Source organism: Stenotrophomonas sp. STEN031, assembly GCF_056759975.1.
Map to the genome: position 1 here is coordinate 23214 of NZ_JBRREA010000030.1, position 24816 is coordinate 48029.

General features: G+C 64.3%; 24 protein-coding genes. 10 read left to right on the forward strand and 14 right to left on the reverse strand.

All coding sequences use genetic code 11. From position 1 onward, the window contains the following. Positions 1–38: 38 nt before the first annotated feature. Positions 39–602 (reverse strand): alkyl hydroperoxide reductase subunit C, encoded by a 564-nt coding sequence (ahpC, locus tag ACVOLQ_RS14035; protein WP_313174167.1) that lies wholly within the window; start codon positions 600–602, stop codon positions 39–41. Positions 603–903: 301 nt separating this feature from the next. Here ahpC and prmC point away from each other — a divergent pair, with 301 nt between their 5' ends. After that, positions 904–1746 carry a peptide chain release factor N(5)-glutamine methyltransferase gene (prmC, locus tag ACVOLQ_RS14040; protein ID WP_481528406.1) on the forward strand — a complete coding sequence of 281 codons (843 nt, stop codon included), beginning with the start codon at positions 904–906 and terminating at the stop codon, positions 1744–1746. 42 nt (positions 1747–1788) lie between these two features. Here prmC and ACVOLQ_RS14045 read toward each other — a convergent pair whose 3' ends face one another. Beyond that, entirely contained in the window at positions 1789–1974 is a 186-nt protein-coding gene (locus ACVOLQ_RS14045) for a hypothetical protein (protein ID WP_481528407.1), read from the reverse strand. A 65-nt stretch (positions 1975–2039) separates the two neighbouring features. On the opposite strand from ACVOLQ_RS14045, the gene ACVOLQ_RS14050 reads away from it, so the two are divergent. Both ACVOLQ_RS14050 and pip read left to right on the forward strand, forming a co-directional pair. Continuing rightward, complete coding sequence (locus tag ACVOLQ_RS14050) at positions 2040–3302, forward strand: erythromycin esterase family protein (RefSeq protein ID WP_481528408.1); 1263 nt, start codon at positions 2040–2042, stop codon at positions 3300–3302. A 74-nt stretch (positions 3303–3376) separates the two neighbouring features. After that, positions 3377–4321, forward strand: coding sequence for a prolyl aminopeptidase (gene pip / locus ACVOLQ_RS14055; RefSeq protein ID WP_481528409.1), 945 nt, complete (start codon positions 3377–3379; stop codon positions 4319–4321). A gap of 371 nt (positions 4322–4692) precedes the next feature. Here the strand turns inward: pip and ACVOLQ_RS14060 are convergent, their stop codons facing one another. Genes ACVOLQ_RS14060 through ACVOLQ_RS14075 form a run of 4 tightly spaced genes read right to left on the reverse strand, consistent with a single transcriptional unit; the run spans position 4693 to position 7541 of the window. Further along, the gene (locus ACVOLQ_RS14060) at positions 4693–5502 is read right to left on the reverse strand and encodes an N-formylglutamate amidohydrolase (RefSeq protein ID WP_481528410.1); all 810 of its coding nucleotides are present in this window, start codon (positions 5500–5502) and stop codon (positions 4693–4695) included. Then, positions 5483–6034 carry an NUDIX hydrolase gene (locus ACVOLQ_RS14065; RefSeq protein ID WP_313174174.1) on the reverse strand — a complete coding sequence of 184 codons (552 nt, stop codon included), beginning with the start codon at positions 6032–6034 and terminating at the stop codon, positions 5483–5485. Before ACVOLQ_RS14065 ends, ACVOLQ_RS14060 begins: the two co-directional genes overlap by 20 nt. After that, positions 6031–6969, reverse strand: a complete 939-nt coding sequence (locus tag ACVOLQ_RS14070) for a 5'-3' exonuclease (RefSeq protein WP_481528411.1) — start codon at positions 6967–6969, stop codon at positions 6031–6033. The genes ACVOLQ_RS14065 and ACVOLQ_RS14070 overlap by 4 nt, the downstream gene beginning before the upstream one ends. After that, positions 6966–7541, reverse strand: a complete 576-nt coding sequence (locus ACVOLQ_RS14075; RefSeq protein ID WP_313174177.1) for a nitroreductase family protein — start codon at positions 7539–7541, stop codon at positions 6966–6968. Before ACVOLQ_RS14075 ends, ACVOLQ_RS14070 begins: the two co-directional genes overlap by 4 nt. Positions 7542–7852: 311 nt before the next feature. Here ACVOLQ_RS14075 and ACVOLQ_RS14080 point away from each other — a divergent pair, with 311 nt between their 5' ends. After that, complete coding sequence (locus ACVOLQ_RS14080; RefSeq protein ID WP_313174179.1) at positions 7853–10162, forward strand: DUF1631 domain-containing protein; 2310 nt, start codon at positions 7853–7855, stop codon at positions 10160–10162. Positions 10163–10250: 88 nt separating this feature from the next. After that, positions 10251–11354: an NAD(P) transhydrogenase subunit alpha gene (locus tag ACVOLQ_RS14085; RefSeq protein WP_313174180.1), complete on the forward strand. Its 1104-nt coding sequence runs from the start codon at positions 10251–10253 to the stop codon at positions 11352–11354. Between the two features lie 325 nt (positions 11355–11679). On the opposite strand, the gene ACVOLQ_RS14090 is transcribed toward ACVOLQ_RS14085, so the two are convergent. The 3 genes from ACVOLQ_RS14090 to ACVOLQ_RS14100 are packed head-to-tail and all read right to left on the reverse strand — an operon-like array spanning position 11680 to position 12976. Then, on the reverse strand, positions 11680–12096 hold the full coding sequence (locus ACVOLQ_RS14090) for a DUF3106 domain-containing protein (protein ID WP_481528412.1): 417 nt from the start codon (positions 12094–12096) through the stop codon (positions 11680–11682). A 2-nt stretch (positions 12097–12098) separates the two neighbouring features. Beyond that, positions 12099–12443: a hypothetical protein gene (locus tag ACVOLQ_RS14095; protein WP_481528424.1), complete on the reverse strand. Its 345-nt coding sequence runs from the start codon at positions 12441–12443 to the stop codon at positions 12099–12101. A 5-nt stretch (positions 12444–12448) separates the two neighbouring features. After that, the gene (locus tag ACVOLQ_RS14100) at positions 12449–12976 is read right to left on the reverse strand and encodes an RNA polymerase sigma factor (RefSeq protein ID WP_313494293.1); all 528 of its coding nucleotides are present in this window, start codon (positions 12974–12976) and stop codon (positions 12449–12451) included. Between the two features lie 165 nt (positions 12977–13141). Here ACVOLQ_RS14100 and ACVOLQ_RS14105 point away from each other — a divergent pair, with 165 nt between their 5' ends. From ACVOLQ_RS14105 to ACVOLQ_RS14115, 3 genes are read left to right on the forward strand one after another with little or no spacing between them, the layout of a single operon-like run. Continuing rightward, positions 13142–13444, forward strand: coding sequence for an NAD(P) transhydrogenase subunit alpha part 2 (locus ACVOLQ_RS14105; RefSeq protein WP_282267096.1), 303 nt, complete (start codon positions 13142–13144; stop codon positions 13442–13444). After that, the gene (locus ACVOLQ_RS14110; RefSeq protein ID WP_313494272.1) at positions 13441–13938 is read left to right on the forward strand and encodes a hypothetical protein; all 498 of its coding nucleotides are present in this window, start codon (positions 13441–13443) and stop codon (positions 13936–13938) included. Before ACVOLQ_RS14105 ends, ACVOLQ_RS14110 begins: the two co-directional genes overlap by 4 nt. Then, a complete protein-coding gene (locus ACVOLQ_RS14115; RefSeq protein ID WP_481528413.1) occupies positions 13935–15371 on the forward strand; it encodes an NAD(P)(+) transhydrogenase (Re/Si-specific) subunit beta in 1437 nt (478 codons plus the stop codon). Before ACVOLQ_RS14110 ends, ACVOLQ_RS14115 begins: the two co-directional genes overlap by 4 nt. A 15-nt stretch (positions 15372–15386) precedes the next feature. On the opposite strand, the gene ACVOLQ_RS14120 is transcribed toward ACVOLQ_RS14115, so the two are convergent. Together ACVOLQ_RS14120 and ACVOLQ_RS14125 are read right to left on the reverse strand one after the other, a co-directional pair. Further along, positions 15387–16334: a helix-turn-helix domain-containing protein gene (locus ACVOLQ_RS14120; protein ID WP_481528414.1), complete on the reverse strand. Its 948-nt coding sequence runs from the start codon at positions 16332–16334 to the stop codon at positions 15387–15389. Between the two features lie 455 nt (positions 16335–16789). Beyond that, the gene (locus tag ACVOLQ_RS14125) at positions 16790–17716 is read right to left on the reverse strand and encodes a helix-turn-helix domain-containing protein (protein WP_481528415.1); all 927 of its coding nucleotides are present in this window, start codon (positions 17714–17716) and stop codon (positions 16790–16792) included. 393 nt (positions 17717–18109) lie between these two features. On the opposite strand from ACVOLQ_RS14125, the gene ACVOLQ_RS14130 reads away from it, so the two are divergent. Then, on the forward strand, positions 18110–19936 hold the full coding sequence (locus tag ACVOLQ_RS14130; protein WP_481528416.1) for a tetratricopeptide repeat-containing sulfotransferase family protein: 1827 nt from the start codon (positions 18110–18112) through the stop codon (positions 19934–19936). Here ACVOLQ_RS14130 and ACVOLQ_RS14135 read toward each other — a convergent pair. The 3 genes from ACVOLQ_RS14135 to ACVOLQ_RS14145 form a co-directional block, all read right to left on the reverse strand. Then, the gene (locus ACVOLQ_RS14135) at positions 19921–20604 is read right to left on the reverse strand and encodes a 2OG-Fe(II) oxygenase (RefSeq protein ID WP_481528417.1); all 684 of its coding nucleotides are present in this window, start codon (positions 20602–20604) and stop codon (positions 19921–19923) included. The two genes, ACVOLQ_RS14130 and ACVOLQ_RS14135, sit on opposite strands and share 16 nt — an antisense overlap. Continuing rightward, positions 20558–23512: a TonB-dependent receptor domain-containing protein gene (locus ACVOLQ_RS14140; RefSeq protein WP_481528418.1), complete on the reverse strand. Its 2955-nt coding sequence runs from the start codon at positions 23510–23512 to the stop codon at positions 20558–20560. The genes ACVOLQ_RS14135 and ACVOLQ_RS14140 overlap by 47 nt, the downstream gene beginning before the upstream one ends. A 155-nt stretch (positions 23513–23667) precedes the next feature. Next, on the reverse strand, positions 23668–24090 hold the full coding sequence (locus ACVOLQ_RS14145) for a hypothetical protein (protein WP_481528419.1): 423 nt from the start codon (positions 24088–24090) through the stop codon (positions 23668–23670). Positions 24091–24197: 107 nt separating this feature from the next. Here ACVOLQ_RS14145 and sufT point away from each other — a divergent pair, with 107 nt between their 5' ends. Further along, entirely contained in the window at positions 24198–24749 is a 552-nt protein-coding gene (gene sufT, locus ACVOLQ_RS14150; protein ID WP_057628710.1) for a putative Fe-S cluster assembly protein SufT, read from the forward strand. The last annotated feature ends 67 nt before the right edge of the window (positions 24750–24816 follow it).

Below are 24816 nucleotides of genomic sequence, written 5' to 3' on the forward strand. Positions count from 1 at the left end.
ACCAGGTATCTGGTTCATCGCCACCGGCTGACCGGGACTTAGATCTTGCCGACCAGGTCCAGCGACGGGGTCAGGGTCTTTTCGCCTTCCTTCCACTTGGCCGGGCACACTTCGTTCGGGTGTGCGGCGGTGAACTGGGCAGCCTTCAGCTTGCGCAGGGTCTCGGACACGTCACGGGCGATCTCGTTGGAATGGATCTCCGAGGTCTTGATCACGCCTTCCGGGTTGATCACGAAGGTGCCACGCAGGGCCAGGCCTTCTTCCGGAATGTGCACGCCGAAGGCGTTGGTCAGCTGATGGGTCGGGTCGCCAACCAGCGGGAACTTGGCCTTGCCCACGGCCGGCGAGGTTTCGTGCCACACCTTGTGCGAGAAGTGGGTATCGGTGGTCACGATGTAGACCTCGGCACCGGCCTTCTGGAACTCGGCATAGTTGTCAGCGGCGTCTTCGATCTCGGTCGGGCAGTTGAAGGTGAAGGCTGCCGGCATGAAGATCAGGACCGACCACTTGCCCTTCAGCGACTCATCGGTGACTTCAATGAACTTGCCGTTGTGGAACGCGTTGACCTTGAACGGCTGGACCTGGGTGTTGATAAGGGACATGAAGATTCCTCTTGGGTTGTAGGGCGGGGTGAATCGTTGGAGCAAAGACTAATAGGCAGAAACTAATAAAACAAATGAATTGGATGCATCGTATCAATAGATAAAGCCTATCAATCGATGCCCTGAAGCTGCCTCAAGGCCTGATATCGGGTGCTTTGCGGGCTTTCCAAGCCATCCAGGGCCAAGCTGAACGATGTGGCATAGATGGGATTAATCCTTAGGCAAGGATCATGGCGGTAGGCAGGGGCGGGCGCGCTGACTATCCTCGCCCTCCTGAAAGAAGCCGCGAAGAGGTAATGCAGTGTCCACGTTGAAGGTTGCCGAGCTGTTGCGGGAGGCTGCCGCACGCCTGCCGGGTGAAGATGCCCGTCATGAAGCCGAGCAGTTGCTGATCCACGTGCTGGGCGTGGAGCGGGCGTGGTTGTTCTCGCATGCCACCGACGAGGTGGATGCCGACGCGGTGGAGCGTTTCGAGGTGCTGCTGGCGCGTCGTGCCGAGGGGCATCCATTGGCTTATCTGACCGGTCGCCGCGGCTTCTGGACCCTGGACCTGCAGGTCAACACGGCGACCCTCATTCCGCGTCCGGAAACCGAGCTGCTGGTCGAGCAGGCGCTGGCGCGGCTGCCGGCCGATGACATGGTGCGGGTGGCCGACATGGGCACCGGCAGTGGCGCAGTCGCCTTGTCGATCGCCAGTGAACGGCCACTGGCGACGGTAATGGCGACCGACGTGCTGGGCCCGACCCTGGCGGTGGCGGTGAAGAACGCCCAGGCGCACGGGCTGCAGAATGTGTGGTTCCGGCGTGGGCACTGGTACACGGCGTTGGGCGCGGATCGCTTCGACATGATCGTCAGCAACCCACCCTATATCGCTGCAGGTGACCCGCATCTGGTGCAGGGAGACCTGCGTTTCGAGCCGCCGCCGGCCCTGGCATCGGGCGCGGATGGCCTGGATGCGATCCGCGAGATTGTTGCCGGCGCGCACGAGCATCTGGTGCCCGGTGGCTGGTTGCTGCTGGAACATGGCTGGGATCAGGGCGGGGCGATCCGCGCGCTGCTGGAGCAGGCCGGGTTTGTGGAGGTGCAGACGGTGCAGGATCTGGAGCAGCGTGACCGCGTGACCTTGGGACGTTGGCCTGGCTGAGGTTGAGATTGTTGTAGTTGCTGTTGCTCTTGCCGCTTTTTTTCAGCTCGTCATTCCCGCCTTCGCGGGAATGACTGCATAAAGAACGAAAGCTAGGGCCAAAGCCAAAGCGAAAGCCAAAGCCAAAGCCAAAGCCGAAGCCAAAGCCAAAGCCAAAGCCAAGGCCAAAGCCAAAGCCAAGGCCAAGGTGGAGCCAAAAGCACTGCTCCGGCACGTCATCCAGGTCATTTCCTGTCCACAAGACGGCACCCAAAACCTCCCGTAGCATCGCCATCTCCAAACCGGGGATGCCGATGATCCGTACCGCGTTCGCTGTCATATTGCTGGTCACATCGCTGGGCTGTGCTGCAACGCCAGCCACCAGCAAACACGCCCCCATCCATCCCTTGCGTGAGGGCTCGCCGGTGCAGGATGACTTCGCTGATCTGGCGGCCCTGGGTGAGGCCATCGGCGACAAGCGCATCGTCATGCTCGACGAGCTCACGCATGGCGAAGGCAATATCTACGAGAGCAAGGTGCGCACCGTACGCTACCTGCACGAGCGCAAGGGCTTCGACCTGCTGGTGCTGGAAAGCGGCCTGTTCGATGTCACCCGCCTATGGCAATCGCGGCTGCCACTGCGCGCCAACGCGCCCGGCAACATCTTCTACATGTATGCCAACAGCACCGAGCTGTGGCCGCTGTACGACTATCTGGATGCACAACGCGACGCGCCCGGCGCGATGCAGTTGGCTGGCTTCGATGGGCGCCTGAGCGGCGCATTTTCGCGTCGCCAGCTGGTGTCGCAGCTGCGCGAACGCTTGCTGCGGCAGCCACTGGATGAAATGGCAAGGCAGCGCCTGCAGCTGCACCTGCAACAGGTACAGCGATTGCTGGATGGCAAGCTGGCGATGGCGGATGCTCACGCACGCCAGCGCTTCCTAGATGATTCGCAATGGCTGCTGCAACTGCTGCCGGCGCCGGACGCCGAGCATGGCGACGACGTGTTCAACAGCGATGGCTTCTGGCGGCGCATCAATGCCAGCCTGCAACGCATGGCCGAGGTGAGCTGGCAGCTGCGGCCCTTCGACGAACACGATCCGGTCATGGCCGGCAACCTGCAGTGGCTGCTGGAGCAGGCCTATCCGGGGCGCAAGGCGGTCGTCTGGGGGCATTACGCGCATCTGAACAAACTTGGCGGCTACCGCGACGGTCATCCGCGTGGCTTTCCGGTGGTGGACAACGTCACCCGCGCCTTGCCGGAGGCGCTGCAGGCACAGACCTATGTGCTGCATTACGCCGGGGCGCAAGGGAGTTACCTCGACTACATCGATCAGCAGGTTCGCCAGGTGGACGCACGGCCGGCGCAGCTGGAGTCGCGCTTGACTGCCGATACCTCGGTCGCAGCGGTGTTCGTTGATCTGCATGCCGGCAGTTTGTCGGGCGAGGAGGATCCGGCCAGCCGGCTGTGGGGCATGGACTACGCCGATGAATTGACGCTGCCCGAAGCACGTCAGCGCTTCGACGGCATCTGGCTGCTGGAGAGGATCACCCCGGCGACCTATGCGACGCCTTGATGGAACGCTGTAACGCAGACAAGACCGCAACATCGCTGCGTTAGACTAAGCGGCCTGTTCCCAGCGAGGCTGCCATGCGCACGCTCTATCCCGCCATCGAGCCCTACGACACCGGCACACTCAAGGTCGACGACCGCCACACGCTGTATTTCGAACAATGCGGCAACCCCAACGGCAAGCCGGTGGTGATGCTGCACGGCGGCCCCGGTGGCGGCTGCAGCGACAAGATGCGCCAGTTCCACGACCCGGCCAAGTACCGCATCATCCTGTTCGATCAGCGTGGCTCGGGTCGTTCCACCCCGCATGCGGATCTGGTCGACAACACCACCTGGGATCTGGTCGCCGACATCGAGAAGCTGCGTGAAAAGCTCGGCGTCGACAGTTGGCAGGTATTCGGCGGCAGCTGGGGTTCGACGCTGGCATTGGCCTATGCCGAAACCCATCCGCAGCGGGTGACCGAGCTGGTGCTGCGCGGCATCTTCATGCTGCGTCGCTGGGAGCTGGAATGGTTCTACCAGGAAGGCGCCAACCGTTTGTTCCCGGATGCCTGGGAGCATTACCTCAAGCCGATCCCTCTCGTTGAGCGCCATGACCTGATCTCGGCCTTCCACCGCCGCCTGACCAGCGATGACGAGGCCACGCGCCTGGCGGCTGCCAAGGCCTGGAGCGTGTGGGAAGGTGCCACCAGCTTCCTGCATGTGGACGATGACTTCGTCAACAGCCACGAAGACCCGCAGTTCGCGCTGGCCTTCGCCCGCATCGAGAACCATTACTTCGTCAACGGTGGCTTCTTCGAGGTGGAAGACCAACTGCTGCGCGACGCGCACAAGATCGCCCACATCCCGGGTGTGATCGTGCACGGCCGTTACGACGTGGTCTGCCCGCTGGCCAATGCCTGGGAACTGCACAAGGCCTGGCCGAAGGCGCAGCTGCAGATCACGCCTGCCTCCGGCCACTCGGCATTTGAAGCCGAGAACGTCGACGCACTGGTACGCGCGACCGACAGTTTCGCGGGTTGATAGGCGGGCCCCTGTAGTGCCGAGCCATGCTCGGCAGGGGCTTTACCGACAAACCCTTGAGATTATGGGGGGTCTTACAACGGCCGGGTTTCGCGGGTCCCGCCGCTCCGGCAAATGGGTTTATCAGTAAAGCCCCTGCCGAGCATGGCTCGGCACTACATGCGACCTGCTTGATCAAAAAATAAGCAGTGCCTGCAAAGGTCTGGTGTGCAAGGGGTGTGCGGTCTTATCCACAGGTTGTGTAACCGTCAGGGCACAGCCTGTGTGGACAACGCAATGCCCGCGTAGTGCCGAGCCATGCTCGGCAGGGGACTTGCCGGTGTTACATCCGACAGTTCATCGGCTTCGCGGCTGACGCCGCTCCTACAAGGCTACGCCCAGGTGAGCAGTTCAGGCTGCAAGCTGCGGAAAATCCGCTCCAGTCGCTCCGCCCAGGCCTGCTGCCCTGCCACATCGGCGATCAGGTCTTGGCGGATCTCCAGTTCCACATGCACCAGGCCACGGCCTTCGCCATGCACCGGCACCGCATAGTCGCTGTTGCTGTTCACCGAATACGGTTGGTTGTCGCCAACCACCAGATCGCCTTCCTCGCGCAAGGCCTGCAGCAGCGCATGCGCGAAGCGCGTGTCCTGGTGATACAGCACCCCTGCATGCCATGGACGTTCCATGCCGGCCATCGCCGGGGTGAAGCTGTGCATCATCACCAGCAGTGTCGGCACAGCCGCATCGCGGCGACGGTCCAGTTCGGTGTCGATGCGTGCGTGGTAGGGCGCGTGGATCGCATCAATACGCTGCTGGCGTTGCTGTGGATCAAGGCCGCGATTGCCGGGAACAACGGTGCCGTCGCTGACTTCAGGAATCAGCGTCGGCGACACCAGCGGCCGGTTGCAGTCGATCAACAGGCGCGAATAGGTCTGTTCGATGGCCCAGGCGTCCAGGCGCTTGGCCAGGGCGCGGGTGGTGCCGGCGATGCCGATATCCCAGCCGATGTGCCGGTCCAGTTCGGCCTGCGGCAAGCCCAGGTCCTGCAGCGCCTGCGGCACACGCTGGCCGGCATGATCGGCCAGCAGCAGGAACGGGGACACGCCGTGCGGGTTGTGCACGGTGTAAATCGCTGGATCGTCGGCGCCGAGCAGCGCAGTGACGCCTTGCAAGCCGGAGTCAGCCACGCGGACGTCCATCCAGGTGGTGTTCGATCATCCACAGGCCGGCCCAGAGTTTTGCGTCCAGCTCATAGCCTTCGCCCATCTTCTCCACCAGCCAGGCTGCAGCGCGCTGACGCGGGATGCTGTGCACGGTGATGTCCTCGCTGGCATCGCCGCCGCCCTCGCCGACCTTGCGCAGGCCGGTGGCACGCACGAAGGCGATCTTCTCGCTGCTGGCGCCGGAGGAGGTGGGGCCGATCATCAGCACTTCGGCATGGTCGGCGGTCCAGCCGGTTTCTTCTTCCAGCTCGCGCACGGCCGACACCTCGATGGATTCACCGGCATCGATATCGCCAACCAGCCCTGCCGGCATCTCGATGGTGCGCGCTTGCAGCGGCACGCGGAACTGCTCGACGAACAGCACCTCGTCATCGGGGGTGACCGCGATGATGATCGCGGCCAGCCCGCCGGCATGGGTGCGCTCGCTGTACTCCCAGGTGCCGCGCACCAGCATGCGCTGGTATTTGCCTTCGTAGACGACGCGGGGTTCAGCAGTGTTATGGCTCATGCGAACTCGTTGGCTGGAGTGGAAGGGGATTGCAGGCCGGCCGCAGTCATCAGCCGGCGCCGGGTCATCGGGCCAAACCGAAGCGCCTCGCACAGCCCGCCAAGCATGTCGCCGTCGCCATTGGCGCGCACGAAGCCGCCGGCGGCGTTGTGCAGCGGTGCGTTCAAGGCAACCGTGGTCAGCTGGCGGAACAGCAAGGCCTGCTCACGCTGCTCGCGCAGCCGTACCGCCATGGTGGCGGCGCCGCGCAGGCGCAGGAACGGCACTTCATCGATGCGCTCGAGCAGGGCGTCCATGCTGCCGAAATGCGCCAGCAGCACAGCCGCTGACTTGGCCCCGATACCGGATACGCCAGGAATGTTGTCCACCGCGTCGCCGCTCAACGCAAGGTAGTCGGCGACCTGGTGGGCGTGCACGCCTTGCCGTGCCTTCACCCCGTCCGCGCCCCAGCGCTGGTTGCGGGCGTAGTCCCATTGTTCGTCGTGTTCCAGCAGCAGCTGCGACAGGTCCTTGTCGGCCGAGACGATGACCCCGCGCAGGCGGCCGCGGCTGGCATGCAGGGCGCTGCCGATCAGGTCGTCAGCCTCGTATTCGCGGTCGGCCAGTACTTCCAGGCCCAAGGCGGCGCACAGCGCCTTGCAATGGGCGAACTGGCGGCGCAGTTCCTCCGGGGCCGGATCACGGTTGGCCTTGTAGGCCGGATACAGCGCATGGCGGAAACAGCTGTCCAACGCTTCGTCGAAGGCCACGGCGATATGTTGTGGGCGCTCGCGTTCCAGCAGGTCGAGCAGGAAGCGGGCAAAACCGTGAACTGCGTTTACCGGCCAGCCCTGCGCATCCTGGAATTCATCGGGAATCGAATGCCAGGCGCGGAAGACGTACAGGCTGGCGTCGATCAGGTAGAGCGGTTGCAGTGGGGCACTGCCGGCATTCATGGCTGCCAGTCCTGCAGCAGCATGGCCGGATCGGGGCGTTCGCGGTCGGGGACGGCAATCCTGGGGGTGCCGATATGGATGAAACCAACGATCTGCTCATTGTCGGCCAGGCCCAGGTGGCGGGCGACTTCCGGATCGCTGGCCATCCACGCGGTCAGCCATTGCGCCCCGAAACCGCAGCCCTGCGCGGCCTGCAGCAGGGCGAAGCACACGCAGCCGGCGGTGAGCAGCTGTTCCTGCGCGGGGACCTTGGGGTTGTCCTGCAAGCGGGCGATCACGGTAATGATCAGCGGTGCATGGGAGAAGCGCTGGCGGTCCTTTTCCACCGCGGCCTCGGCCGCATTGGGGTCGCGCTGGCGGCTGCGCCGGGCCAGAAACTCGCCCAGCGCATGGCGGGCTTCGCCCTGCAGGCGCAGGAACCGGAACGGCACCATCTTGCCGTGATCTGGGACGCGTACGGCCGATTGCAGCATGCGCAGCACGGTGGCCGGGTCCGGCGCCGGCTCGCCCAGTTGCAGGGAGGGCACCGAATGGCGCTGATCCAGCGCTTGCAGGAAGCAGTTGTCGGACATGGTTCACAGGAGCTGAGGCGGCCAGTGATTATAGACGTCGCCCATGTACCGGCCATTTAGTGGGAGCCAGCGGCGGTTTTGTGCGCTGTGTCGTGTGGCCTGAACAAGCTACGGGTCGCTAATAATCGCTGACACGCTTAGCATGGCTGGTATTGCGGGGAAGGGCTCATGAGGTAGGAAGTGCGGACTGCATCACTGACCCTGTTCATCTTCTCCGCCTACCATGCGCGTGCGGTTTCGGGGGCCGTGTCTGCATTTCCCAATTTGTTTATCAGAAGACCAGCGCCTGTAAGGGTGTGGAGCCTTTGCGCATGATGTCCAATCCGCATCCCGCCGGTCAGCCCGGTCGTAACCAGAACCTGCTTGGCGTGGCCCGTGAGGCCGCCCTGCCAGTGCTGTCGCAGGCCTTTGCCAAGGTGCTGGCGGGCTTTGACGATGCCTTGTTCGATCGTGCCGAGACGGCGGGTCCCTCGCAGCTGGCGTTTCTGGACGGCATGCGTGAGCTGCGCCGCCGGCGTGATGAGATTTCCCGTCGGTTCGATGCCCACCTGCAACAGGCCTGGGCCGCGCTGGAAGCCGGCAGCCCACAGTCGGCAGAGAGCGTGCTGGCCGGGCAGGGCGACGGCGGTTTGAGCCTGGTCCCCGAACACATTCTTGAATCGCGCCTGGCCGTACGCAATTTTGCCACCGTGCTGCTGCGCGACTGGAAGCAGGTGTTGCTGCGCATCGATCACCGCCTGGCCTGGGTGGCGGGGGTGTCGACGCTGGATGCCGACACCAATCCGATCGGCCCGGAGCACATCGGCGTGGCCGTGCACGAGGCGTTCTATACCTGCGACCTGGCCGCTGAAGTGCGGCTGGTGCTGTTCAAGTTGTGCGAACGCGAGTTCGCCGCCGGCATCGGCAAGCTGTACGAAGCCGTGGACGAGCGCCTGGCCCAGGCCGGTGTCGCCCCCGAGATCGCCGCGCCGCGCCGGCCCGGTCCGCAACGCTCGCCGGTCGAGCAGGTGTCGCAGGCTGCGCAGGAAGAAGAGGAAGGATTCGACCCGGGCCATGCGCCGATGTGGGCGCGGCGCTTTTCCGAGCGCTGGAACCAGCGCCGCGGCAGCATGGCCGGCCAGGCTGCCGCGCAGGCAGCGGCGGGTTTCGAGGCCGAACAGGCCTATGGCAGTTCGCAGAACATGGTGCTGGAGGCGCTGCACGAGCTGCTGGCGCAGAGTCGGCAGACCCGCGAAGGGGCGTCGGCGTCTGCGGCCGATGCCGCGCATGCCGGCGCCGGCCAGCAGCGCTCCTTGAACCAGCGCGAGATGATGTCGGTGTTGTCGCTGCTGCAGGCCACGCCCAGCGCAACCCTGCGCGCGGCGGTGGGCGAGGATGGCGAATCGCTGGCGCAGCGGCTCAAGAGTGAAGTGCTGTCCGGTGCCACGCGCCTCGGGGTGGACCCGCAACAGGCGCATCTGGACCCCCAGGACGAAGATGCGATCGACCTGGTCGGCATGCTGTTCGACGTGATGCTCGACGAACGTGACCTGGAAGGGCGTTCGCGCGAGCTGATCGGGCGTCTGGTCGTGCCCTTCGTCAAAGTCGCCATGCTCGACCGGCGCATGTTCGTGCAGAAGACTCATCCGGCGCGCAAGCTGCTCAACTCGCTGGCCGAGGCCTGCGAGGGCAATGCCGGGGAAAGCCAGGCCGAGCGCGCGCTGATGGGCAAGGTCGAGGAAATCATTGAAAGGCTGACCGCCGAGTTCAATGAGAACCTGGCGATCTTCCTCACCCTGGAAGAAGAGTTCCGCGACTTCCTGGCCCAGCACCGGCGGCGTATCGAGATCACCGAGCGGCGCGCAGCCGAGACCCAACGTGGCCAGGAGAAACTGGAAGTCGCCCGCAATCGCGCAAGCGCCGAGCTGGACAAGCGGGTTGCCGACGTCAGCCTGCCCAAGGCCATCGAGGACTTCCTGCGCCAGCCCTGGAATCACCATCTCACCCTCACCCTGCTGCGCGAAGGCGAGGAAGGTGAAGGTGTGGCCGAAGCGTTGAAACTGGCCGACGATGTGCTGGAAGAAGTGGCTGAAGCACGCCGCCATATCGTCGGCAAGCCGTGGCTGCAATCCAGCCAGCCCGGGCTGCGCAAGGTGTTTGCCAGTGTTGGCCTGCATGGCGACGGTGGCACCACCGCGATCGACGCCTTGCACGACACCCTGCAGTCCATCGCTGAATTGCGGCCGGAACTGGAGCGGGCCTTGCCGGAACTGCCGCAGGTGGCCTTGCCGACGCCGCCGGCGCCGGAAACCCCGGCCATCGAGTTCGGCAATGCGACCAAGGCCGAGGATTTCGACGACAGCGACGCCGAACGTTTCCGCAGGATGGAAATCGGCACCTGGCTGGATTTCATCGACAAGGACGGCAAGATGCAGGCCGGCAAGTTGTCCTGGGTGAGTCCGATTTCCTCGCGACTGCTGTTCGTCAACCGCCGCGGCATCCGCTTCTGCGTGGCCTCACCGGAAGAACTGGCGGTGATGGTGCGGCTGGAACGTTTGCGTCCACATGTGGATGACGGCGCCTTCGACACCGCCATGCAGGGCGTGATCGATCGGCTGGAGCCGCAGGGTGTAGCCAACTGATTGGCTGCCTGGCAGCCCTGGGGCTGCCGCACAGGGCACCGGCTTTGCTACGATCCGGCGGTTGATCCGCTGCGCATCGAGGACTGGAATGGCCGTAGATGTCTGGGTGTTGAAGGAAACCGCCGAAGGCGAGCGACGCGTTGCCGCCACGCCGGAAACGGTGAAGAAACTTGTTTCAGCCGGCGCGCAGGTACACCTGCAGGCCGGCGCAGGCGCGGCTGCGGGGTTCCCCGACCAGGCCTATGTGGATGCAGGGGCCCAGCTGGGTGACGCGCTGGAAGCTGCAGATCTGGTGCTATGCGTACAGGCCCCGTCCTTGCCGACCATTGCGCGCCTGAAGACGGCAGCAGTGCTGGTTGGCGGGGTGCAGCCCGAAGCCGATCCCGCGCGCGCGGCAGCGTTGCAGGCCCGCCAGTTGCAGACGTTTCCGTTGGAACGATTGCCACGCACCACGCGCGCACAGGCGATGGATGTGCTCAGTTCGCAGGCCGGCATGGCTGGCTACAAGGCAACCCTGATCGCTGCGCAGCTTGCGCCGCGTTTCTTCCCGATGTTGACCACTGCCGCCGGCACCATCCGCCCATCCAAGGTACTGATTGTCGGTGCCGGTGTTGCGGGCCTGCAGGCCGTTGCCACAGCCAAGCGCCTGGGCGCAGCGGTTGAAGGTTTCGATGTACGTCCTGAGACGCGTGAGCAGATCGAGTCGCTGGGTGGCAAGTTCCTGGACCTGGGCGTCAGCGCTGCCGGCGAGGGCGGCTATGCCCGGCAGCTGACCGACGCGGAGCGCGCTGAACAACAGCGACGCTTGGCCGAACACCTGAAAGGGGTGGACGTGGTGATCTGCACCGCCGCCGTGCCCGGCCGTCCGGCACCAAAGATCGTCACCGCGGCGATGGTGGCGGGTATGCGCCCAGGCAGCGTGATCGTCGATCTGGCTGCCGAGACTGGCGGCAACTGCGAGGCAACGCAGCCGGGGCAAACCATCGAGGTCGGCGGCGTGACGGTTGCTGGTCCGCTCAACCTGGCCAGCATGGGTGCGGTGCACGCCAGCGAAATGTTCGCGCGCAACGTCTACAACTTCGTGGCGCTGTTCCTGAAGGAAGGCAAGCTGTCGTTCGACTGGAACGATGAGTTGCTGGCCAAGACCGTCTGGCCACAACGTCCAGCCGGCGGTGAAATCCCGCCGGTGTGACCAGCAGCGCCAGGTGGGGAGCCGAGCCATGCTCGCCTGGAGCTTCGCTGATAGACCCTGTTGTGGGAACTACGTAAGCCGCGATACCGAGGATCCATCGGGTGCGGGTGGCTCTCTGATTTCATTGAAGTCAGCTTCGCGGCTGACGCCGCTCCTACAACGCTGATACGTCGCTGGGAAAGCCCCTGCCGAGCATGGCTCGGCACTACAGGCCGGCGGCGCGCAGGCGATAGCCCCTCTCCCGCTTGCGGGAGAGGGGTTGGGGTGAGGGCAGCTTTTCGCTGGGAAAGCCCTGCCGAGCATGGCTCGGCACTACCAGATCAGGTCAGCGCGGTGGGCGCGGTGCCGGTGGATTGGCCTGTACCCATTGCCGGCGCTGTTCCACGCTCATCCTGTTCCACTGTTCGCGCAGTTGCTGGCGCTGGTCCTTGTCCATGCCGCGCATCTTGTCGAACAGTGCCTGCGCGTCGCGGCGCTGGTCCGGGGACATGTTCTCGAAACGGTGCATGCCGCGACGGGCCTGCTCGCGCTGCTGTGGGGTCATCTGCTGCCAGCTGCGGGCATGCTCGTAGCTGCGCTGGCGGCGTTCGGGGGAGGAGCCGTTCCAGCGATCACGCACCGGTGCGATCAGCGTCTCGCGCTGGGCTGGGGTGAGCTGGTCCCATTCGGGCAGCTGTTGCTGGGCGGCGGCCGGAGCGCTGGCGCAGGCCAGCAACAGCAGGTAGGGCAGCAAGGTCTTCATCATCATTCCATCGCCAGATTGTCGGAACCCAGCCACAGGTACAGCTCAGGGCTTTCGTCGAACAGCAAGGTGTCATCGCCAGTGTCGGTGTTCTGGCCAGCGACCACAGGGGCAACAGGTGGCTGCGCGCTGTGGTTGAACTGCATCGCTATCGGCACGGCCAGCAGCGCCGAGCAGGCGGTCGCCAGCCACCAGCGATGGCGGCGCCATACCGACGGCGTTTTCGCCATGCTGGCGTGCTGGCGGGCCTGCCGCAGCCGCGCCAAGGTGGCCGGGGACAATGCGGCATCGGCCTGCTGCTGCAGCTGCCGGGCCTGATGGTCGAATGCGTCGGGATGTGTGGGCAGGCGGTTCACCGCGAGGCCTCCAGTTGTTTCTGCAATGCGTCGCGCGCGCGCGACAGGTGGGTTTTTACCGAGCCTTCCGAGCAACCCATCGCCTTGGCGGTGGTGGCCACGTCCAGTTCCTGCAGCACGCGCAGGCTGAAGGCTTCGCGCTGGCGGGCTGGCAGCTGCCGCAGGGCGTGTACCAACTGCGTGTACGCGCGCTGCTGTTCATGCGTCTGTGCAGGGCCGGGGCCTTCGTCGGCCCAGTCGATGGTGCTGTCCTGGTCGTGGTCTTCCTGGGGCGCCCAGAACTTCAGGCGGAAGCTGCGGCGGCGCTGCAGGTCGATGATGCGCCGGCGCAGGATGCTCCAGAACAAGGCCGTCCATTCCTCCGCGGGCCGCTCGCGGTAGCCCAGCATGCGTTCCATGGCGTCCTGGACCGCGTCCAGCGCATCGTCGCGCTGGCGCAGGCCGGCCTCGGCGAAACGGAACGCGCGCGGGCCGATACCCGCCAGGAACGCGTCCAGCGAGGCAGGTACAGCCGCAGGCGGCATCAGGGGGGGGCTGGTCACCAGCACAGGGTAACGTTCCGGTCGTGGGTGTGTCTGGGAGGGATAACGCGCGAGAGGCGAATCGGTTGACAACGCAACGGTCGCGCCGGCTTCGGCCACATGGTTATGATGCCGGACAGGCGCTTCCAGCCTCGGAGAGAGCAAACAATGAGCGACGGGTTCGTAGCGTTGTACATCTTCATGCTGGCAGCGATTGCCGGCCACGTGATCATCTCGCGGGTGCCGGTGATCCTGCACACCCCCTTGATGTCCGGTTCCAATTTCATCCATGGCATCGTGCTGATCGGTGCAATGGTGGTACTCGGCCATGCGGACACAACGCTTGAGAAGGTGATCGGCTTCATCGCCGTGGCCCTCGGGGCGGGCAACGCGGCCGGTGGCTATGTGGTGACCGAGCGCATGCTGGACATGTTCAAAAGCTCGAAGAAGCCGGAAGGGAAGGACAAGTGAGCCTCCCCATCGGTATCGCCGGCCGCCCCGCGGTCAATGCACGGCAGGTTTTCCAGTGGCTCAGCTACCTGCAGTATCCGGCCTTGCTGGTGGCGTTCGCCTATGCGGCGCGGCCACTGTTCAATGGCATGGCGGGCGCGCTTGATGCCTATAACAGTGCACTGTTGTATGCAGGCGTGGGCGTAGGCATGTCCTCGTTGCAGGATCCGGCCAAGACCCAGAACAGGATGTCGAAGAAAGTCTGGGAGGACCCGCGCAAGGGCGGCCTGATGCTGTGGCTGATCAGTGCGCAGGCCCTGCTGCCGATCCTGCTCGGATTGTTGGGCGCGGCCCTGGCCCCCACCACCGCATTGTCGCAGCTGGCACTGGGCATGGTGGCGTTCGGGTTGGGCATGATCGGGTTGCTGAAAACCGCCATTGAAATGCGCGAGCACCATCGCCTCGACAAGCAGTCTCCTCGCCCTGTAGACACGGCTCTGGAGGCCGGTGCATGAGCATATCGATCCTGGTCAATACGAGTTATCTGGTCGCTGCCACGCTGTTCCTGCTGGGCCTGCAGCGCATGGCCTCGCCCAGGACCGCGCGCAGCGGCATCCAATGGGCCGGTGCCGGCATGTTGATCGCCACCGCTGCCACATTCTTCCTGCCGGGTCTGCACAACATCGCATTGATCGCCGTGGCCCTGCTGCTGGGCACGGGCCTGGCCTGGGTGTCGGCCAAGAAAGTGGCCATCACCGACATGCCGCAGATGGTCGCCTTGTACAACGGCATGGGCGGTGGCTCCGCCGCGGCCATCGGCGCGGTGGAACTGCTGCGTTTTTCCGATATTGCCAACCGCGATACCAATCATTGGAGCGCGCAGGCCATCGCCGACCTGGCGGCACGGTTGCCGTCCAATACGGTGCTGGCGTTGGCGGTAATCGGTTCGGCGATCGGCGCGGTGTCGTTGTCCGGTTCGGTCATTGCCTGGGCCAAGCTGGATGGACGCCTGGACAAGCGTGTCACCTTCCCCGGGCAACAAGCCTTCAACCTGCTGGTCGCGTTGGCGATGGTGGTGCTGGGGGTATGGGCGGCGGTGAGCCTGCAGCCTTTGGCCATCATCGGTTTCTTCGTGGTGGCGTTGGCATTGGGTGTGCTGATGACATTGCCGATCGGCGGCGCCGACATGCCGGTGGTGATCTCGCTGTACAACGCCTTCACCGGGCTGGCAGTGGCGTTTGAAGGTTACGTGCTCGGCAACGAGGCCTTGATCATCGCCGGCATGATGGTCGGTGCGGCCGGTATCCTGCTGACCCGCTTGATGGCCAAGGCGATGAACCGGCCGATCAGCGGTGTGCTGTTCTCCAACTTCGGCGGCGGCGGGCAGGGGGCGGAGATCAGCGGTACGCAGAAGCCGATCGAAGCCTCCGACGTGGCCGCGATGATGGCTTTCGCCGAACGTGTGGTGATCGTGCCCGGTTACGGCATGGCGGTAGCGCAGGCCCAGCACAAGATATGGGAGCTGGCGCAGCGCCTGATCGAACGCGGGGTCAAGGTGAAGTTCGCGATCCATCCGGTGGCCGGGCGCATGCCCGGGCATATGAACGTGCTGCTGGCCGAGGCGGGCGTGCCGTACGACTTGATCGCCGACATGGACGATATCAATCCGGAGTTCGCGACCACCGATGTGTCGTTGGTGATCGGTGCGAACGACGTGGTCAACCCGGTGGCCAAAACCGATCCAAGCAGCCCTATCTATGGCATGCCGATCCTGGATGTGGTCAATTCAAGGAATACCATCGTCATCAAGCGCGGCAAGGGAACCGGCTTTGCCGGTATCGAGAATGCGCTGTTCTATGCCGACAACACCCGCATGTTGTACGGCGATGGTGCCGAGGCGGCGAGTGCACTTGTCAGTGAACTGAAGGCGCTGGACGGCGGGCACTGAGGTCTGCGGCGGTGGTCAGGAGGCCACCGCCCATTCGCGCACTGTGGGTTCAGCCGTGGTGTTGCCTGCCGGCAGCAGCGTCGGTGCGGCCAGGGCGCGGTCCTGCACTGGCTGGCCGCGCCTTGCGGCGGTGGTAGTGCAGCCGAAGGCATGCTTGAACGCGCGGCAGAATGCGCTTTCACTTTCGAAACCCAGGGATTCGGCGATTTCGCACACTGACAGATCGGTGTTGCACACCAACTCCAGCGCGCGCTTGTTGCGCAGGCGCGCGGCATGCTCGCTCGGGGTCTCGCCAAAGACCTCACGGTAGATGCGGATCAAGTGGGTAGGCGAGTAATTGGCGGCCGCTGCCAGGCTGACCAGGTCAAGACGGGTTTCAATGGTGCAGCGGATCAGGTGTTGCACCCGCAACAGGCGCAGCAGCGTCTGATGGCGGCGCATCAGTGTGCGACCGCTGCAGCGTTCAAGCTGGATCTGCAAGGGCTGCTGACGTTCGATCAGGGCATCGCGCAGCAAGCCCAACCGGTAGGCGGCGTCGGTCGAATCCGGGTTCAGCTCCAGGTTGCCGGAGCGGTGCAGACGCAGCATGGCGCGCGCCAGATCGCGGTCACAGCGCAGCTCGCGGGGGATGAGGCAGTTGATGATGGCGGCGGTGGATTTGGGCGGCTTCTGCCAGAGCGCAGCCGGTGCGGTGACGCATAGCCACCAGCTCTGCTCGCGGCTGCCATGGCGCAGGTTGCCATCCATCCACAGCTGCAGCTGGCGTGCGGACAGTTGCCACGGCAGGTCGCCGTTGCTCAGCTCCAGGCGGCCGCTGAGTACCAGCGTAGCGCTTATCCAGCCGGCTGGAATCGACAGGCGGCAGCCTTTGCCATATGCGCTGATGGCATGGATACAGTCAGGCCGTAGCAGGGGGGGCTCGATCGAGCGCGCGCCCTGAAGTGAATGATGTCGGATTCCCACTGCGGCTACCCCCATGTCTGCGTGAACGGACGACGACGAGGTGTCTGCTCTGACAACGCGTGGTGTAACCGCGATGTCTCCCGGTCGTCGGCTGGGCTTTTGTGAAGCCCTACTCACTTCAGACGCAACGCAATGCTGATCACCTCACCTGTACAGAGAAAAAGTGCGCCGCTGTGCCGTGCCATTGCGGACTCCGGTACATGCGGGCGGATACCGCCGCCGCCCACCCGTAGTCCATGCCCTATCTGTTTGGACCGAGGGTGAACCTTGTGGCGACAGCGCGCGTTGGCGCGGCATCGTGATCGGGTCGGGTGAGGTGCAGTGCTGTGCACTGCACGGCAGGTGCCAGTGCGAAAGCACGGCGGGCACGGCAGCAAGGGGGCGGCGACACGGTCTGGCTTGGCCGCACGGGGTGAACCGCAGCGGAGAGTTGCCAGCAACGTTCCCCAGATTGTTTACGAGGTTGCGAGCTCGGCCTGATTGTCGTGTTCAGGCGTGGCAACACTCATGTCGATGCAGGTGCGATTGGCGCCGCCGCTTCGACGCGCCTGGCTGGCGGTGCAGGCGTAGGTTTGCTTGAAAGCGCGGCAGAAGGCGCTTTCGGTCTCGAAGCCCAGCGCGTCCGCAATTTCGCAGATGGAGAGCTCGGTGGTGCAGACCAGGTCCCAGGCCCGCTGCAGGCGCAGGCGGGTTGCATATTCAAACGGAGTTTCGTCAAAGACTTCGCGATAGATGCGGATCAGATGCGGGGGGGAATAATTGGCGATCGCCGCCAGCCGATTGAGGTCCAGGCGTGCATCCACATTGCAGCGGATCAGGTGTTGCACGCGTAACAAGCGCAACATGGTCTGGTGTCGCCGCAGTGCGGTGCGACCGCTGCAGCGGTTGAGTTGGCCATGCAGTGATTGCTGGCGCTCCAGCAGCATGTCGCGCAGCACGAGCATGCCATCCTGGACAGCGGACGTATCGCGGCTGTTGCTGAAGCAGCGCTTTCGCGCCAGGTGCAATACCGCGCGTGCCACTTCCTTGTCGCAGCTTATTTCGCGTGGAATGAGATGGTTGCTCGACGTTGGCGGGCGCGGCAATCGTTCCCACAGCGCAGCGGGTGCGGTGATGCACAGCCACCAGGCATGACTGCGGTTGGACAGGCGCAGTTCGCCTTCCAGCCACAACTGCAGGTGATGGGCAGCAAGTTGCCAGGGGGCATCACCACTGCCTATCTCCAACAATCCGGTCAACACCAGGGTGACGCTTACCCAGCCGGCGGGAATCAGCAAGCGGGCGCCCCTGCCGTAGCCGGTTGTGGCGTGCACGCTTCCAGCCGGCTGGCTGGACAGATCCAGGGCCTGGGACGCGTGCAGGGAGTGGTGTTGGATTCTCACCTCGTCTTCACAACCCTGTTGTTCGGAATGAAAGGGGTTCGAGAATTTCGCTTGTGCCGCTGTACCCGCGTTGGCGAGCAGAACATCGCATGGCCATTGGGATCTGGCAACGGGAATGAAAATTTCAGAATGCCGCCGGCCGTTCCTGCCGTGGCCAAAAAAAAACCCGGCAGCTGCCGGGTAGGTTCGGGGCTGACCGTCGTGCCCATTGATGTTGGGCTGAGTAGGGTCTGACCTGTGCAGAGAGAAGAGTGACTTACCAAGTCCCCGAACAGAACCTATGCTGCGTGCTGGCACACGGCGAAAGACATGCGTGCGTTTGCGCTTGGATTGTCAAAAATTAAGATTTCGCCGCTATGCAGAAGGGTTCAGTTGTAACCATCGGGGGCTTTGATGCAGCTTGAGCTGGAACGCGCGCTGGAGTATCTGCAGCAGGGCCGCCACGATGCGGCGGAAACGGCGATGCGCCGTCTGCTCGCCGCAACGCCTGGTTCCGCAGCGGGGATGGAGGTGCTGGCGCTGGCCTTGGCTGCACAGGGACGGGTGCAGGATGCGCGCGACTGGCTTTCACGGGCCGCCGAGTTGCAGCCGGATTCGCTGAGCGTGTGGATGAACCTGGGCAACGTCTGTCTTGAAGATGCCGATGCGGCTGCCGCAGGCACGGCGTTTGAACGCGCCCGTGCGCTGGGTGCGGAGGATGTGGCGTGGCTGCTCGGCTATGGGTTGGCGCTGCTGGGACAGGCACGCTTTGCCGACGCCAATGGATTCCTGGCGACTGCCCTGGCAAGGGAGCCGGGGGCGCTTGACGTGCGCTTGGCGTATGCACAGAGCCTGGCGGAGATGGAACGGTTCGAGGAACTTGCAGCCTGTCTCGCCGGCGTGGAGGAGGCGTCGCTGGACCACGGCGAGCGCCGTGCCTTGGCCTGGTTATTGGCGCAGGCCGGCAGTGACGCTGCCGCGCAGCAGCTGTACCGGCAACTGATCACCGAAGCCCCGGATGCCATCGAGCCGCGGATTCAATTCGCCCTGTTGCTGGAGCGCCTGAACCGGCTGGACGAGGCGGCGGAGGTATTGCGCGGGATTGATCCGCGCGCTGAGCGCGGCAGCTCGGGAATGTACGAATTGGCCATGGCGCGCGTGATGCGTCGGCAGCAGGAGCCACAGGTAGCCATCCAGCATGCCGAACAGGCGCTGCTGCAGGAGGTTGCGCCAGCGATGCAGGCGCAGCTGCAGTTCGAGCTGGCGCGCAACCATGACCAGCTCGGGCAGGTCGACCACGCGATGCAGGCCTTGGCATCGGCGCATGCAGCGGCGGTGACAGCATTCGAACAGCGCTTGCCTGCAGGCCGCATGCCGCCGGTACTGGACTGGTTGCAACAGCGTTTGTTGCAGACCGCGCCCCAGGCGTGGGCGCAGGCCTTGCCGGATGCTCCTGCCCGGCCCAGCGATCCGGTGTTCCTGGTGGGGTTTCCGCGCTCGGGAACGACGTTGCTGGAACGGATACTGGATGTGCATCCGGATCTGGACGTGCTGGATGAGCGGCCCGCGCTGGAGGTGGTGATCGAACAACTGCGCAGCACGCCCACGTGGCGCGACGATGACCTGGGGGCCGCTCTGGATGCGCTGTCGCCGGCGGCGCTTGCTGCGGCCAGGCAACGCTACTGGAACGAGGTCAGGCGACACCTGCCGCTGCAAGGTCGGCTGGTGGACAAGTACCCGCTGACCATGACGCGCTTGCCCTATGTGGCGCGTTTGTTCCCGCAGGCGGACTGGCTGTTGCTGCTGCGCCATCCCTGCGACTGTGTGCTGAGTTGCTATATGCAGGCGTTTGGAATCAATGGCGGCGCCTTGGCGTTCACCTCGTTGGAGTCCACTGCACGCACTTATGCGGCGATCATGCACTGGTGGCACGAGCAACGCGAACGGGTACCTGCGCGCGTGCACGTGCTGCGCTATGAGGACATGGTGGACGATCTTCCTGCGGTGCTCTCCACCTTGATGGCGTTCCTGGCACTGCCTGCGCAGGAACAGCAGCTCTCCTTCGCCAACCACGCAAGCGCACGAACGCGTCGCATCAACACGCCCAGCTACTCGCAGGTGGTACAGCCGCTCAATGCTGCAGCCGTAGGCCGGTGGCGCAGCTATCGCGCCCATTTCAGCGATGAAACCCTGGCCATTCTTGCGCCGTGGGTAGCGCGTTACGGCTATACGCTCGACTGACGCTGGGGAAACCTGAGGTAGGTGGAGAGGATGTACTTGTCCTGCGCGGGGGACGCCTTTCCCTGATGGGCGTACATCCAGTACGGGGGGAACATGAGCAGTCTTCCGGTGCGCGGTGCCACGCCGGTATGCAGGCCGGGAAACCAGGTTTCACCACCGGCTTCCACGTCATTGAGGTACCACAGGAAGACCAGGTAGCGGTCGCAGACCTCATTGATTGAATCGAAGTGGGTCTGGAACTTTTCCTCGCTGCCGGCGCGGTAGCGCTTGAGGATCAGGGGGCTGAGCAGCGGACTGTCGGGCACCGCGATTGGCAGGCCGACATCGGCGTTGTATCGCTGCAGGGCGTTGCTGATCAGCTGGCGGAAGTAGGTGAGGAATCCCGCATCGGAAAGGCGGCTCACATCCAGTTCGGTCCAGGCGCTGTCGTCCAGGCCCGGGCGTACCCCGCGGCCGTTGCGTTGCTGGAAACGGGACAGCGAGTTGAAGGAGGCGATCAGTTTGCCGCACATTTCGGCCGGCAAACTGTGGTCGTAGGTGCGGATGTAATGACGCAGGTCCGCACCCTGATCCTCCGCCGCAGCATCGGCCGCGGCGGAGGGTGCTGCTGCTGTTGCTGGCTCAGAAGCGGGCAGTCCAGCGCATCCAGTAGAAACGGCCGATTGCATCGTAGGTCCGCATATCCGTCGAGGCGTTGAAGCCAGAATAGATCAACGGCGGCTGGCGGTCAGTAAGGTTGCGCACGCCGATCTGGATGGAGCTGTTCTTCAGGTCCTCGAAGCGGTAGCCGATCTGGAAATCGGTCTGGGTGACCGACGGCACCCGGCGCTTGGCGACGTAGCCGGGTTCCTTCACGTCGGCCACGTCGGGCGCTTCGTAGACATGGTGCACATAGCGCGTGGTCAGGCTGGCGCTGAGGTTGCCGCGCGACCAGGTCAGGTCGTTGAGCGCGCGCCAGCGGGCCATGTTGCCGAAACCCGACGAGGCATTGTCGACGAAGGTGCCAGCCAGTCCCGTGCTCTGCGGAATGCCTGGGAAAGCACCCACGTCACTGGTCGGATCGCCTGCCACCAGTTGGACGTCGTATTGCGCCAGATAGGTGGTGTCCAGGTTCCAGACCAGCTTGCCCCATGCGCCTTCCGGCAGCTGGTAGCGGAAGCCCAGGTCCATGCCGGAGGTCTTCATCGAGCCGTAGTTGCCGATCAGGTTGGTCATCTGCGCAACGTCGCCGTTGGCATCGCGGATGAACGTGTCGCAGAAACGGCCGAAGTTGAAGCACTGGTTGAGCAGCATGTTCTCCGGCAGGTTGACGATGAAGTCGTTCAACTTCACCCGCCAGTAGTCGGCGGTGACGCTGAAGCCTTCCAGCCAGCTTGGGCTGTAGACGAAGCCGTAGGTCAGCACGTCACCATGCTCCGGCTGCAGGTTCGGGTCCGATACCTGGAACGACGTCACCTGGTTGCCGCTCTGCTGGAACGAGCCGTCGGTCGGCACGCCGGCGCAGGCTTCCGGTTTGCCGCCTTCATAGCCGTTGCAGGGGTCGGCATAGGTGTTGGCGCTGGGCACCGTGGGCGAATACAGATCGCCGATGGTCGGGGCACGGAACACATCTGCATACGTGGCGCGGATCAGCAGGTCGGCGAACGGCTTCCATTCCACGCCGATCTTGGAGTTGGTGGTGCCACCGAAGTTGGAATAGTCCGAATAGCGGGTGCCCAGCGAAACGTTGAGCTTCTCGGCGAACGGCGCGTCGGCCAGCAGTGGAATCAGGGCTTCGGCGTAGACTTCATTGACGTCGAACTTGCCGCTCAGGTCGCCACCCGTACAGGCTTCCTGGGTGATGCGGCAGACCGTCTTGCCCGGCGGAATGATGGTCAGGAAGTCGTTGCTGTTGCTGGCCGACTCGACGCGGCGCTCGGCGCCGACGGCAAGTGAGACCGCGCCGGCCGGCAGGGTGAACAGATCGCCGGTGACGTTGGCGTTGAACACCTTCAGGTCGTTCTCGCTGGTGCTGTGGATGGTTGGGTTGATCAGTTCCAGCGCAGCCAACTGGGCCTGCCCGGTGGGGGTATTCGGATCCGGCGCCGGGCCCATGAAATTGACCGGGATACAGTCGTTGATGACGGTTGCCGCGTTGCCAGCGGTGCGTACGCAGATGGGGTTGCCTGTCACCGGGTCGATCATCGACGGCCCCAGCGCGTCGGTCAGGCCCTGGCCGGTCAGATACCCTCGCACGGTCGAAGACTGCGGCGTGCGACCGTAGCCATAGGACGCATCCCAGCTCCAGGTGCTGTCACCGAACACGCCGCGCAGGCCGCCGGTGATCTGGTAGGTCTCGGTCTCGAAACGCGTCGTGCGGGTGGGAATGAAATCACGCAGGCGCAGGCGTGCGTCGGTGATGTCCACGCCGAAGGGGTTGTAGAGACTGTCCTTGCTGATCGGCACGTCGTCCACGTCGGCGCGGCCATCGAAGGGCAGCGGGGCGATGAAGAACGAGGACTCGGTGCGCAGCCACGAGCCCAGCATGAAGGCCTCGATGTTGTCGGTGATCTGGTAGTTGCCACTCATGAACAACGACGTGCGTTCCTGCGGGGTCAGGTTGAGGTTGCCGTCGGACTGGAAGTTGTAGGTATCGGTATTGCCGTTGAAGCAACGGAAGTCCGATCCTGCGGTGCCGGCCCGACCATCGATGCGGGTCAGCACGACATTGGGGTTGGGATTGGTGGCGCTGGGCTTGGCACAGTTCGCATCCAGCGTGGTGCCACGGGCGATGGCGACATCGCGCGGTACAACATAACGGCCGGTCAGGATGCGGCTGGTGCCACCGATACCCTTTTCACCCGCATACAGCTGGTAGGGCTGGCTGGAATAGCTGCGATCGGCGGCGCTGACCGAGTCTTCCTTGTCGTAGCTCGCGCCCAGCATCAGCCGCCCCTTCTCCCCGGACAGGCCGAAGGTGGCATCGAAACGCTGCGTGTCTGCATCGCCGCGCGAGGAAATACCGTAGAAGGCACTGGCTTCCACGCCTTCAAAGTCCTTGCGCAGGATGAAGTTGACCACGCCGCCGATGGCGTCCGAACCGTAGATCGCCGAAGCACCGTCCTTCAGGACCTCGACACGCTCGATCAGACCCATCGGGATGGAGTTCACGTCCACTGCGCCGTTGGCGTTGGAGATGGTGCCGATCCAGCGCTTGCCGTCGACCAGCACCAGCGAGCGGTTCACGCCCAGGCCGCGCAGATCGACCGTGGCCGCACCTGCGCCGCCGCCATTGTTGACCTGCGGGTTGGTGGCGGCACCGGCGATGGCCGGGGTGCGCTGCAGGAACTCGCCGACGGTGGCGGCACCGGAGCTTTCGATGCTCTGCCGGTCAATGGTGAAAACCGGGCTGGAGGTTTCCAGGTCGGCGCGCTTGATGCGTGAGCCGGTGACCTGGATGCGGTCCAGATTGGTGGCCTCTTCCTTGGGGGCTGCGTCCTGGGCGAGCGCGCTGCCGGCGGCGCCCAGGGCGAGCGCGGCGGTCGAAATGGGTAACAGGGCGAGACGAACGGCGTGGCTGAGTGGCTGGATACTCACGTATGACTCTCCGCGGAGTGGTGCGAGGGAGTCATGAAATTACGAATTTTTAACTGGTCCTAATGTGCAGACCATGGCTGGGGAAATGTGCAAAAACTGACATTTTGTTTCATGCCGCGATGAATTCTCACGCTGACGCTGCGATCAAGCGAGATTCAACGCCCCAGGCGCCAGCCCACCAGCAGGGCGATGCACAGCCAGATCAGTTCCCCCAGGCCGTTGGCCAATGACAGCAGGGTCCAGGCGAAATGCGGGCCCATGCGCAGGGCGGATTCCCACGGGGTCAAGCCCATCGGTCCGCCGACATAGGCGGCGGCGATGAGCCAGTTGGCCGCCACCGCGATCAGCACGGTTGCCAGGAGGGTCACCGCAACGCGCGTCGGGCCGGCCCGGAAGGTGCCGAGGCGCAGCATCCATGCCGCCTCCAGCGCGGCCAGTATCGCCATCCAGCCGGCCTGGGTGCCGGTGCTCAGGGCAACCAGCAGCCAGGCGATGGTGAGGGTGATGCTTCCCAACAACAGTAAAACGGGCCAGAGCCAGTGGCGGGTAGGGCTGGCCGAGGTGGAAACAGGCGACATGGGCATTCCCGAACAGATTCCGCAGCATAGCGTTTCAGCGGCGAGTGCGCCCAGTCGGATAAAATGGGGCCATTGCGGGTAGCCACCGCGTCCCCATATCCATCTACATGTATTCCCGTAGCAGTGAACCTGTCCATTTTGAGCGCGATTGCCCGGCCGTGATGGTGCCGCAGGGCGATAGCGTGACCTTGCCGGCCGGCAGTTATGGCTATATCACCCAGGCACTGGGTGGCAGCTATACGGTATTTGTCGAAGGCAACCTGTTCCGTATCGCCGGCAAGGACGGTGACGCCATCGGCAAGGAGCCGCCACCGGGCTTGGAACTGCCCGATGATGCCGGCGACGAGGATGTGGAGAAGCTGGTCTGGCAACAGCTCCGCACCTGCTTTGATCCGGAAATCCCGTTCAACATCGTCGATCTTGGGCTTATCTACGAAGTGGATATCAAGCATCTGGACGATGGCCAGCGCGAGGTCGACGTCAAGATGACCTTGACCGCGCCGGGCTGTGGCATGGGCGAGATCCTGGTCGATGACGTGCGCAGCAAGCTGGAGATGATCCCGACGGTGGCCCAGGCCGACGTCGACCTGGTGTTCGACCCGCCGTGGGGACGTCACATGATGTCCGAGGCGGCGCGCCTGGAAACTGGCATGCTGTAAGCCCGCGCCGGCGGCTGCCGGTGACGGTTTGTGCTGCACCCCCGCTGCCAGCGTGGCATCGGGGCTG

Bases quoted from the DNA above. Each gene is read 5' to 3' on its own strand.
- ACVOLQ_RS14090 (WP_481528412.1), bottom strand. From the start codon at position 12,096: ATGAAGACCTTGCTGCCCTACCTGCTGTTGCTGGCCTGCGCCAGCGCT.
- ACVOLQ_RS14105 (WP_282267096.1), top strand. From the start codon at position 13,142: ATGAGCGACGGGTTCGTAGCGTTGTACATCTTCATGCTGGCAGCGATT.
- ACVOLQ_RS14145 (WP_481528419.1), bottom strand. From the start codon at position 24,090: ATGTCGCCTGTTTCCACCTCGGCCAGCCCTACCCGCCACTGGCTCTGG.
- ahpC (WP_313174167.1), bottom strand. From the start codon at position 602: ATGTCCCTTATCAACACCCAGGTCCAGCCGTTCAAGGTCAACGCGTTC.
- ACVOLQ_RS14070 (WP_481528411.1), bottom strand. From the start codon at position 6,969: ATGAATGCCGGCAGTGCCCCACTGCAACCGCTCTACCTGATCGACGCC.
- ACVOLQ_RS14080 (WP_313174179.1), top strand. From the start codon at position 7,853: ATGATGTCCAATCCGCATCCCGCCGGTCAGCCCGGTCGTAACCAGAAC.
- ACVOLQ_RS14100 (WP_313494293.1), bottom strand. From the start codon at position 12,976: ATGCCGCCTGCGGCTGTACCTGCCTCGCTGGACGCGTTCCTGGCGGGT.
- ACVOLQ_RS14130 (WP_481528416.1), top strand. From the start codon at position 18,110: ATGCAGCTTGAGCTGGAACGCGCGCTGGAGTATCTGCAGCAGGGCCGC.
- sufT (WP_057628710.1), top strand. From the start codon at position 24,198: ATGTATTCCCGTAGCAGTGAACCTGTCCATTTTGAGCGCGATTGCCCG.
- ACVOLQ_RS14085 (WP_313174180.1), top strand. From the start codon at position 10,251: ATGGCCGTAGATGTCTGGGTGTTGAAGGAAACCGCCGAAGGCGAGCGA.
- pip (WP_481528409.1), top strand. From the start codon at position 3,377: ATGCGCACGCTCTATCCCGCCATCGAGCCCTACGACACCGGCACACTC.
- ACVOLQ_RS14075 (WP_313174177.1), bottom strand. From the start codon at position 7,541: ATGTCCGACAACTGCTTCCTGCAAGCGCTGGATCAGCGCCATTCGGTG.
- ACVOLQ_RS14065 (WP_313174174.1), bottom strand. From the start codon at position 6,034: ATGAGCCATAACACTGCTGAACCCCGCGTCGTCTACGAAGGCAAATAC.
- ACVOLQ_RS14050 (WP_481528408.1), top strand. From the start codon at position 2,040: ATGATCCGTACCGCGTTCGCTGTCATATTGCTGGTCACATCGCTGGGC.
- ACVOLQ_RS14115 (WP_481528413.1), top strand. From the start codon at position 13,935: ATGAGCATATCGATCCTGGTCAATACGAGTTATCTGGTCGCTGCCACG.
- ACVOLQ_RS14045 (WP_481528407.1), bottom strand. From the start codon at position 1,974: ATGACCTGGATGACGTGCCGGAGCAGTGCTTTTGGCTCCACCTTGGCC.
- ACVOLQ_RS14060 (WP_481528410.1), bottom strand. From the start codon at position 5,502: ATGGACGTCCGCGTGGCTGACTCCGGCTTGCAAGGCGTCACTGCGCTG.
- ACVOLQ_RS14135 (WP_481528417.1), bottom strand. From the start codon at position 20,604: ATGCAATCGGCCGTTTCTACTGGATGCGCTGGACTGCCCGCTTCTGAG.